We start from the raw sequence: 10,313 nt of genomic DNA, 5'->3' as shown, positions 1-10,313 counted from the left end.
TCTGGCCCTTGGGAGATGAGGCCATCCGCGGCCACTCGGGGCCCCGGTAATCAGGGCTTAGAATTCACCGTCGATGGGTGAATTAGCCACCACCTTGATATTGACAAATTCGTGAATACCCAGGTCGATGAGCTCATGGCCATAGCCGGAGTTCTTCACGCCGCCGAAGGGAATATCCGCCGCGACCGCGGTGGGGTGGTTGAGATAAACCATCCCGGTATCCAGCCGCGCCGCTACCCGCTTGCCACGTTCCAGATCTTCGGTGAAGACCGAACCGCCCAGGCCATAAGGGGAATCATTGGCGAGGGTGATCGCCTCTTCTTCGTCCTTGACCCGGTAAATCTGGGAAACCGGCCCGAAGAATTCCGTGTAGCGGCACCGGGCGCCCTCGGGGATCTCCGTGAGGATCGTGGGCTGGAAGAAGTTACCGTGCTCGGGCAGTTCGATTCCGGCTTCTTCGGCCTTCGCACCTTCCGCGATGGCATCTTCCAGTTGCTTGGCAAGATCACGCTTCGCTGCCGCGGAGGACAGCGGTGCCAGGGTTGTTTCCCGATCCATCGGGTCTCCGGCCTTGAGCTGCTTGACGCCTTCCCGGTATTTCTCCATGAATTCGTCATACACAGCATCCACAACGATCATGCGCTTGGAGGAGCAGCACACCTGCCCGGCATTCCAGTGCCGGCCGGTCACCGCCCAAGCAACCGTTTTATCAATATCGGCATCCTCGAGCACGATGAAAGCGTCAGCTCCGCCCAATTCCAGCGTGGACTTCTTAATGTACTTGCCGGCGAGCTGCGCGATGGCAGCACCGGCCACTTCCGAGCCGGTGAGGGCCACCCCGCGCACCCGCGGATCGGCCAGTACAATCTCCGACTGGTCATGGGAGAGGTAGAGATTCTGGAAGCAGCCTTCGGGCAGGCCCGCTTCGCGGAAGATCTCCACGAAGGTAGCGGCCGATTCCGGAACGATCGATGCGTGCTTGAGAATAAGGGTATTGCCGGCGAAAAGCTGCGGGGCAGCCACGCGGACAATCTGGTAGTAGGGGAAGTTCCACGGTTCCACCATGAAGAGCACCCCGAGCGGCTGGAAGAGCAGCTGCACAGAGTCCTTCCCGTATTTATCTGAGGGGAGCGTGCGGGTGGCAAGATACTTTTCGCCATTGCGCACATAGTCTTCAAACATCGCGATGCAAATATCGACTTCCGCTTCCGCTTCCCCGATCACCTTGCCCATTTCCTTGGTGATAATCGAGGCGTATTCGGTGCGGCGTTCGCGCAGCAGATCAGCGGCCTTCTGGAGTACCTGGGCGCGCTGTGCATACGAGGTTTCCCGCCATGCCACAAAAGCTTCGTGGGCAACGTCAACTGCCTTCTTAACTTCCTCATCCGTGGCAGTGGGATATTCCTTGAGTATTTCACCGGTGTACGGACTGACTGTCTTGTACGCCATTGTTCGACCTCTGCGTATCGGTGCGAGCAGACCCGCGGCCCGCCCGCGTCATGGATAAATTCGATGGGCTTCCCGGCGTATCCCGCACACCTCCGTGCCAGCAGCGCATATACAGGGACGTAGGGCCGGGTAGGGAAGCAACAGCGCTTCGCTACCCGCGGGAAGAGAACACGTATATTGTTATGATCGGAACGCGAAAACTCCCGCATTCCTACCTATTACTCTACCTATTTTCGAGTGCGTGTGAGGGGTTTCATATCTCTGGGTGAACATAGGGCAGCCCTGGGACTCTTGTCCCGGTGCTGCGTCGTCGTTCCCACGCACCCCGCGCCGTGTGGTATCCACCCACCCCACCATCGCTATACGGCCCCTAAACTAGGGAGTATGAGTAACACTTTCCCCCAGGGGGCCGATATGCCCTCGGAGCACTCGTTCCATGCGCCCGCGCCCGCCGGCACTCCCCTGCCCGAGGCCGCAGGCACTCCGGCGGTACGCGCCACGCCACCGCTAGCTGCCCCGCTCGGCGTGCTGGCCGGTTCCATCATCGGTTTTATTGGCACGGCACTGCACTTCTGGACCCTGCATATGAGCGCCGGCACCCAATCGGAAGATTTCGGTGTCAAACTGTGGGAAACGGATACCAAATCGGTGGCCATTTTCATCACCATCGGCCTGGCCTTGGGCGCGATTGGTGCTTTCGTGGGGCTGGTGCGCCAGGCACCCGCCGCAGTGCGCAAAACGTGGTCTTCGGGCGGCATTGTCGGCGCGGTTATCGTGGGGATTTACCTGGTTATTAATATCAAGCCCTCGGATGCGGATACCATCATTGCCTACGGGCAATCCCAGGGTGTAGATGTGGATATTGCTCCCGGAATTGGCTTCTATCTGCTCGCGGTGGCCGCCGTGCTCATGTTCGGTTTCGGTATCTGGCAAATCGCGAAGACACCTACCGCGGCAGCCGTCCCGGCGCAGCCCGGTAACGTTTCCGGTGGCCAGAGCCCGCAGTTCCCGCCGCAGAATCCCGTGTTCCCGCCGGCTGTAGCCGCTGCCCCCGCTGCGCCAGCTGCGGCGTCGTCGCCCGAAAATACGGACCACGGGGAAAGCGCGGCGCCCGCGGAAACGCGGCCCGTACAAGAACCGCGCGAGGGCGAAGAACCGCAGCAGGACCCGCAAAACTAGCGGATTTTACGGCTAAAGGCCCAGCTCGAAGAGGTCGCTGAGCACAGTAATCACGCCTTCCTCCGCATTGGAGGGCGCCACGTAGCGGGCGGCCTCCACCACATCGGGCTGGGCATTCGCCATGGCGAAGCTGAAATGCGCGTGCTCAAACATGGGGATGTCATTATTGAAATCCCCGAAGCACAGGGTCTGCGCCGGGCTGATGCCCAGGCCCGCCTGGAGGCCGGCCAGGCCGGTGCCTTTCGTGGCCGCGGAGGGGTTGACGTCCGTCCACAGCTCGCCGCTACGCACCACATCCACGCCCGGCCCGAGAGTTTCCAACAGCGGGATCACGCGCCGGAGCGGATCGGCGAAACTGAGCACCCCAATTTTGTAAATCCCCTCGGTATGGGCCATGAGGTCGGGGACAATCGCATTCGCGTGATAATAAGCGAGGGTTTCATCCAGGAACGCGGTATCGTTGCGTTCGGCGTAGGCCTTCTCCCCGCAGAGTACCGTGCCCACATCTTCCCCGGCTGCGCTGAGCTCGCGCACGATCTCCACGACCCGCGCGCTGGTTTCCCGCGGCAAGGTAGTTGTGGCGAGCGGCTCGCCGTCACGGCGCACATTCGCCCCGTTCTCCGCAATAATGGGCATGCCTTCCACGTGGGCAGAAAACATATCCGCGAGGGTTTGGTACTGCCGTCCGGAAGCCGGACAGAAAATAATGCCACGTTCTCGCAGGCACGCCACCAACTCATTGCCGCGTTCCGGGAAAACCTTCCCCGGCAGGAGGAAGGTGCCATCCATATCAACGACAACGAGTTTCACGCTGGCGGCGGCCTCGCGCAGGAGGCTCAGATCGGTAGCTACGGGCTGCACAAAGAAACCTTTCGGGGTGGTGCTGGGCTCACGAGTGCTCTAGTTGGCCGCGGCTTCCGTGTCGGCACCGCTAGCTGTGCCGACACCGGCCAGCGCCACCACATCCGCACGGCTAGCCGTATAGCCTTGCGCCCCCGAAGCCCCGGTAGCAATGGCACCGAGGGCCGTGCCCCAGCGGGCCGCGGTGGCCAGCGACTCACCCACCGCCAAAGCAGCTGCGAAAGCTCCCACGAAAGCATCACCCGCGCCGGTGGTATCCACCACCTCCACGTGGTGGGCGGGCAGCGCATCCGCCTTGACATCAGCATCGGGCAGGTAGGCGTCAATATACTGGCAGCCGTGGCTCCCCAGCGTCACCACGATAGAGCCGCCGTAGCGCAGGTGGAGCTGCTGGGCGCGATCAGTCACCTTGGTTCCCAAAATGGTATCGGCCTCGGTTTCGTTGACGATGAGCACGTCCACATTCTCCAGCAGGTGGCCCACCGGGGCGGCCGGAGCGGCGTTGAGCACCGTGGTCGCCCCGCGTTTCTTTGCCTCCGCCAATGCGGCCGCCACCGCGGGTTCGGGAATTTCCAATTGGCACACCACAATATCGCCGCTCTCTACCGCGGCGAGACGCTCCACCACATTCTCCGGGGTATTCGCGGCATTCGCACCGGCCACCACCACGATGGCATTTTCTCCATCGGCATCGGATTGGATCATGGCCTGCCCGGTGGGTTCATTCACCCGCAGCACGGCATCCATATCAAGATTTTCTTCCGCGGCGAGCTCAGCCGCAACGGCATCCCCCACGGCATCGCGCCCGAGGGCAGCCACCATGGTCACGGGGATTCCCATACGGGCCGCGGCGACCGCCTGATTGAGCCCCTTCCCTCCTAGCGCGGTATGGGAGCTGAGTGCAGAAATTGTTTCTCCCGGCTCCACAAAATTCTCCACCTTAAGGAAGGTATCGGAATTCATGCTTCCAACAACGAAAATGCGTGCCATGGATACACCCCATTCTGTCTAGGCTCGTGCGCGGGCAACGGCGCCAATCGCGCGGCTCATTACCTCATATACTACCCGGATCCAGCCTGTTTCCGGCGCGGGAATATAGAGGTACGACGACGCGCGCGGCGCCTCGCGCCGCGCGGGAAACCCGCCCGGCGGCCCACTAAGCGCAATGCGTGGAAATATACTCGCGCACCGCTTCCGGATCGGCCGGAACCTGAGTGGAACGCTGCGGGAGGGCCAGCAGCCCGGTCAGGCGTTCCTCCAGGTCATCGGCTGCATCCCCGACCGCTTCGCGGACGGTATGCGCAAATTTCTCCGGGCGGGCGGTTTCCAAGGCAAGGACCGGGACCGCGCCATCGCTCAGGCGGCGGGCCACCGTAACCGCGTCCGCGGTATGCGGGTCAATGAGGATCCCGCTGGTGCGGTAGGTCCACTCAATGGCAGCCAGGCGGTCCGCATGATGGGATGAGGAGGCCGCGAAGCCGAATTTCTCCCCAAATTCCGGCAGATACGTGTGCATATCCAGAGTTCCGGTAGCGTTCAGCTGCTCCCAGGCAACCGGGAACTCCGCCCCCAGCACCTGGTAGATGAAACGCTCCACATTGGATGCCTTGGAAATATCCATGGACGGGCTGGAGGTGGCGAATGTGTGCTCCCGCGAGCGCGGGGTGTAGCGCCCGGTGGTGAAGAATTCTTCCAGCACATTATTTTCGTTGGTGGCCAACAGCAGCCGGCGGATAGGCAGGCCCATGCAGCGAGCCAGGTGGCCGGCGTAAATATTGCCAAAATTACCGGAGGGCACACAGAAATCCACCCGGGTGGCCCCGGTACTCGCCTCGCCCGCAGCACCGGGAGCGATAGGGCAGGCCGCGCCAGCGGCGGCGTCGTCGTTCCTATCCTGCGCGAACGTGCCATCCGTGAAACGCAACCACGCCCAGAAGTAGTAGACAATTTGCGCGGCGATGCGCCCGAAATTGATGGAATTGACCGCTCCGATGCGGTAGCGCGTTTTGAAGTCGATATCAGAGCTGAGTGTTTTAACGATGTCTTGACAGTCGTCGAAAACGCCATCGACAACGAGATTGTGGATATTGGCGTCCTGGAGGGAATACATTTGGGCGCGCTGCACCGCGGACATCCGCCCGCGCGGGGAAAGCATAACCACCTGCACGCCCGGCTGGCCGCGGAACGCGTATTCCGCCGAGGAGCCGGTATCCCCCGAAGTGGCGCCCAGGATGGTGAGGTCACGCCCGGTGGCAGCCAGCACGTAGGGAATGGCCTGGCCCAGGAACTGCATCGCGAGATCCTTGAAAGCCATGGTGGGGCCTTCCGAAAGGCCAACCAAGACCAGCGTGTCATCTACGCGGCGCAGCGGTACCCCGCCCGGGAAGTTCTGCGGGCTATAGGCGGCCGCGGTGAGACGCTCGAGATCCGCGGTGGGAATATCGGTAGCGTACAGGCCGATAATCGCCGCTGCCAGCTCCGGATAGCTCAGGCCGCGCCAAGCTTCAAGTTGAGCGGCATCCACATGCGGGATGCTTTCGGGTACCACCAGGCCGCCGTCCGGGGCCAGACCGTCCAGCAGAATATCGGTGAAAGAAGCCGGTTCCATCCCGGAACGGGTGGAGATGAACTGCATGCTCGCCTTTCGCTGAGGGTGGGTGCGGGAAAAAGCGCCGCTCTCCCATCATAGTGGCTCCCCGCCGCTCGCAATACCGGTGGCCAAGCACAGCCTGCCCGGCGCACACGGCCCGCGGCACGCTGGGCTCGCGGCACGCAGGGCTTTTCATATCTCTTCACGAAGCCTCCAGGAAGTCTCCAGTAAGCTGAGAAATGCTAGTGCCTATCAGAAATTTTCCCGAAGACGTGAAAGGTACCCGGTAGTGACCTTAGCTGGACGCGCGTGGCGTTACGTCACCCGAAAACATATCCGTACCCTCCTTCTTTTCGTCATCATCACGGCCGTGGTAACCGTGCTGGTTTCGGCCGGGGCGGTGAAAACGGCATCGGCAGCGGCGGGCCGCGACGCGGAACGCACCCTGGGATCCGGTTTCGTATTGGAGAACTCCCCCTATAATTCCGGTACCCCACGCGGGGGCGGGACGGTCAAACCCGCGGACGTGGAGCGGATCGCGGCACTGCCCGGAGTGGATCGTTTCACCGCGCGCCAGGATGTTACCGCGGATCTCGTGAACGCCAAGGTGGCCCGGCTGGACCGCCAGGAATACGATGCCAAGCGCGAGGCGCAACTCGGCAATGCCGTGAGCGTACGCGGGGTAAGTGCCAGTGCCGATGAAACGAATATTCGCAGCGGCACCCTCGAGCTGGTAGCCGGGCGGCACATCACCCGTGAAGATAAAAATAAGGCAATTATTCACGAGGATTTGGCGCGGCTCAACGGATTGACCGTTGGCTCGAAACTCACCCTGCGCGGTAATCCTTATGATTACGACAATACGAAGAAATCCACGGCGGAAGTGACCGTGGAGATCGTGGGTTTGGTGCGCGGGGATAACCCGCAACCGGCCGCGCGCCGCCTCGAACTTTTCGCAAATGCGGTCTACACCGACCTTGCCACCACCCGCGCGCTGTACGCCTACACCCCGGAAACGGAAATTTACCAAGACACCACCTTCTTCGTGGCCGAGGATGCCGATAGCGAAGCGGTGATGAACGAGGCGCGTGGCCTACCCATCGATTGGCGCAACTATCAGCTCACCCGCACCTCTCAGCTGCTTACCGGTATCACCGGCGCGGTGGCCGGGGTGCAGAGCGTGATGACGGGCGCGATTATCACGACGACGATCCTCGCCCTCGCGCTCCTCAGCCTGGTGCTGGTGCTCTGGCTGCGCGAACGCCGCCGCGAAACCGGGGTGCTGCTCGCTATCGGCACCTCGAAACTGAAGATTCTGGGCCAATACCTGGTGGAGCTGATCTTTATTAGTATCCCGGCGGCAGCAGCCGGGGTGGCCCTCAGTACCGTTGTTGCCCAGCGGGTGGGAACGAGCGTGCTCGCCTCGGTGAAGAAGTCGGGAATGGAGGAGCTTACCTCGCAGGCCCCGCTAGGTGGCGGGGTGGATGTCACCACGGCCACGCGAACCTTGGATGATCTTGCGGTCCAGTTGAGTGCGGGTACGACGACGCTCGCCCTGGCCCTCACCCTCGCCGTGCTCATCGGGGCAACCGTGCTGGCGGCTCTCCCCATGCTGCGCACTTCCCCGCGTAAACTGCTGGTGAGCGCGGCATGAGCGGGGTAACTCCCGGGAGTGGCCAGGCAGGTGGCCACCCGCCACAGGGGTCTCTGCCCCCCGTGCCCATGAGCGCAGGACGGCGCGCCGGGCTCGCGCTGCGGCGCCGCCCGGTCCGCAACGCCCTACTTTTCGTGGTCATCAGTCTGATTTTTACGGCGCTGGTGGCGCAGGCCGGGGTGCGCGGAGCGATGGGCCAGCTACGCACCGCTATTGATGCCCAGGTGGGAGCCGGTTTCGTTGCGAGTGCACCGGCCGGTTCGCCCAGTGATGCGGATGGCGCGGCTGCCGGAGTACCGGAGACCGCGCCGGGAGATACGCCGGGCGACGCACCGAACGACGCACCGAACGATGCGGTCCCCAGCGATAGCCCCAACACCAACCCCGGCGATAATCCGCTGACACAAGCCGCACCCACTCTGAGTCCAGCCCAGGCCAGCCAGCTCGCGGCGCTGCCAGGGGTGACAAGCACTGCCACCGAGCAAGATATTTTGGCCACTCCGGTTGGAGCCCGAGCGGTGGCCACCGCGGGCGGGGTGCAATTGGATGCCGGCGTCGTGGGGGCGGTGACGGTAACCGCAAGTAACGATCCGGCGCGTTTCCCCGCTTTCGCGGCCAAGCTCTACCGGCTCGCGTCCGGAAAGATGAACAACGGTACGGAACCGGGCGCCCTTATCCACCGTGATTTCGCGGAAGCTAATGGCTTGCGGCTTGGCGATGATGTGCGGCTGCGCGGCCCGGCCGGCGAGGTCACCCGTGCCGTCACCGGCATTTTCGACGGCACTACCCCGAATCCCTCCGGGTTGCCGGCAAGCGCAGCCGCGAATCGTATTCTCGTGGATAGCGCGGCGGGCCGCGAGCTCAGCGGGGATGCGGGCGCCACCCGAGTGCGGTGTTTCACCGCGAGCGCGAGCGAGTTACCCGCGAGCCTGGCCGCGGCCCGTGCCGCGCTTCCTGACCTTACTTATGAGCACAATGCCGCGAGTTTCAGTGGGGTGCTGCGCGCGGTGGATAGCGTGGAAGGACTGTTGAGTGCGCTGCTCAGCGGTGCGTGCGCGGCCGGAGTGGTGATTGCCGCCGCGGTGTTGGCTCTCTGGGTGCGCGGGCGTATGCGGGAAATTGGGGTCTTGCTGTCGCTCGGGCAGCGGCGCCGGGCGATTGCCGGCGGTTGCGCGCTTGAGTTGGGCGCGCTGGCACTGGCTGGCGGCGTCGTCGCTATTCTTGCGGGACGCCAGCTCACCGCACTGGTGGGGCGGGCCGTTGTGGACGGCGCGGCACCGGGTGCGCTGGCCGGGTTACCTCCCGTGGCGGTGAGCGGCGCGGATATTGCGTGGGCGCTGGGTATCGGCGCCGGGATTCTTGCCGTGGCGCTGGCTATTGCACTATTTCCGATTTTGCGCCGGTCTCCCCGGCAGATTCTTTCGTCACTGAGTTAGGAAAAGATTATGAATGTTATGGAACTTGATCACGTGAGTTACAGCTACCCGGGTAGCGGAGCGAAGGTGTTGACCGATGTGTGCGCGGGTTTTGAGCCGGGTACGGTTACGGCGCTGCTGGGCGCTTCGGGTGCGGGTAAATCGACACTGTTGAGTTTGCTGGCGGGTTTGGATACGCCCACGAAGGGCGCGGTGCTTTTTGAGGGTGTAGATATTGCGACGACGGGCTATGCGCATCACCGCCGTGCCCATATTTCGCTGGTGTTCCAGAATTACAATCTCATTGATTACTTGACGCCACTGGAAAATGTGCGGTTGGTGGATCGGCGGGCGGATAGTTCCGTGCTGCTGGAGCTGGGTTTGAGTGAGGATGAGATTCACCGTAATGTGCTGCGGCTTTCCGGTGGGCAGCAGCAGCGGGTGGCGATTGCGCGGGCGCTGGCCTCCCCGGCGCCGGTAATTCTTGCGGATGAGCCGACGGGGAATCTTGATGAGGATACCGCGCGCGGCGTGGTCCAGATTTTGCACGACGCCGCACATCTGCACGGCAAGTGCGTCATTCTTGTCACGCACTCCGCGGATATTGCCCGGGGCGCGGATCGCGTTCTCACGCTCTCCCACCGGCGCCTCACCGAGCAGCGGGCGGGAGCGCGTTAGCCGCTGCGCTGCACTTCGCCTGCGCGAAGATGCACGGGAGCCCAGGGTTCTTGAAACGTGAGCGGGGGTCGAAAGTTATCGGCCCCCGCTCACTCTAATTATTTCGCCTCCAACATACCTTAGTTGGCTTTCGCTTTCCGATACAGGGCGATACCTGTTCCGAATACGGCAATCACCGCAATAATCAAGCCGCCTTCGAATCCGGTAGCCGGCAGCTTCTTATTGGGTTTTTCCACCTTCTTGATATTCGGAGTGGGTTTCACGCTCGAGGTACCGCTGGGTTCGGCACTCGGGGTAGTGCTCGGCTCCACACTCGGGTCACCGCTAGGTTCCACACTCGGGCCACTACTGGGGACGATGCTCGGATCCGCGCTTGGTTCGACGCTCGGGTCACCACTGGGTTCCACACTCGGAATAGCGCTCGGCTCCACACTCGGGCTGCCGCTGGGCGAGGGGCTCGGAGTATTGCTCGGATCCGCGCTCGGGT

Annotated in this window: 8 protein-coding genes and 1 pseudogene; 4 read left to right on the top strand and 5 right to left on the bottom strand. The window is 62.7% G+C overall.

The window, feature by feature from the left end; genetic code table 11:
• Positions 1-57: 57 nt before the first annotated feature.
• Complete coding sequence (locus AC5RK6_RS00815) at positions 58-1,449, bottom strand: NAD-dependent succinate-semialdehyde dehydrogenase (RefSeq protein ID WP_284894956.1); 1,392 nt, start codon at positions 1,447-1,449, stop codon at positions 58-60.
• 384 nt (positions 1,450-1,833) lie between these two features.
• On the opposite strand from AC5RK6_RS00815, the gene AC5RK6_RS00810 reads away from it, so the two are divergent.
• Positions 1,834-2,628 carry a hypothetical protein gene (locus AC5RK6_RS00810; RefSeq protein WP_320757241.1) on the top strand — a complete coding sequence of 265 codons (795 nt, stop codon included), beginning with the start codon at positions 1,834-1,836 and terminating at the stop codon, positions 2,626-2,628.
• Positions 2,629-2,640: 12 nt separating this feature from the next.
• On the opposite strand, the gene AC5RK6_RS00805 is transcribed toward AC5RK6_RS00810, so the two are convergent.
• The 3 genes from AC5RK6_RS00805 to AC5RK6_RS00795 all read right to left on the bottom strand — a co-directional run bounded on the left by AC5RK6_RS00805 (position 2,641) and on the right by AC5RK6_RS00795 (position 6,124).
• On the bottom strand, positions 2,641-3,489 hold the full coding sequence (locus AC5RK6_RS00805; RefSeq protein ID WP_320757240.1) for a Cof-type HAD-IIB family hydrolase: 849 nt from the start codon (positions 3,487-3,489) through the stop codon (positions 2,641-2,643).
• A gap of 39 nt (positions 3,490-3,528) precedes the next feature.
• Positions 3,529-4,479 (bottom strand): ribokinase, encoded by a 951-nt coding sequence (locus AC5RK6_RS00800; protein WP_320757239.1) that lies wholly within the window; start codon positions 4,477-4,479, stop codon positions 3,529-3,531.
• A 166-nt stretch (positions 4,480-4,645) separates the two neighbouring features.
• The gene (locus AC5RK6_RS00795; RefSeq protein WP_320757238.1) at positions 4,646-6,124 is read right to left on the bottom strand and encodes a threonine synthase; all 1,479 of its coding nucleotides are present in this window, start codon (positions 6,122-6,124) and stop codon (positions 4,646-4,648) included.
• A gap of 244 nt (positions 6,125-6,368) precedes the next feature.
• Between AC5RK6_RS00795 and AC5RK6_RS00790 the strand changes: the two genes are divergently transcribed.
• The 3 genes from AC5RK6_RS00790 (at position 6,369) to AC5RK6_RS00780 (ending at position 9,826) form a co-directional block, all read left to right on the top strand.
• Entirely contained in the window at positions 6,369-7,733 is a 1,365-nt protein-coding gene (locus tag AC5RK6_RS00790) for an ABC transporter permease (RefSeq protein WP_320757237.1), read from the top strand.
• A 68-nt stretch (positions 7,734-7,801) separates the two neighbouring features.
• The gene (locus AC5RK6_RS00785) at positions 7,802-9,169 is read left to right on the top strand and encodes an FtsX-like permease family protein (protein ID WP_435730967.1); all 1,368 of its coding nucleotides are present in this window, start codon (positions 7,802-7,804) and stop codon (positions 9,167-9,169) included.
• 9 nt (positions 9,170-9,178) lie between these two features.
• Positions 9,179-9,826, top strand: a complete 648-nt coding sequence (locus tag AC5RK6_RS00780) for an ABC transporter ATP-binding protein (RefSeq protein ID WP_016443260.1) — start codon at positions 9,179-9,181, stop codon at positions 9,824-9,826.
• Positions 9,827-9,945: 119 nt separating this feature from the next.
• Here the strand turns inward: AC5RK6_RS00780 and AC5RK6_RS00775 are convergent.
• Positions 9,946-10,313, bottom strand: a pseudogene (locus AC5RK6_RS00775) (hypothetical protein); the annotation flags it as partial.

Source organism: Actinotignum sp. usb-actsch-213 (assembly GCF_059085665.1).
This window is presented reverse-complemented; position numbering and strand designations above follow the sequence as displayed.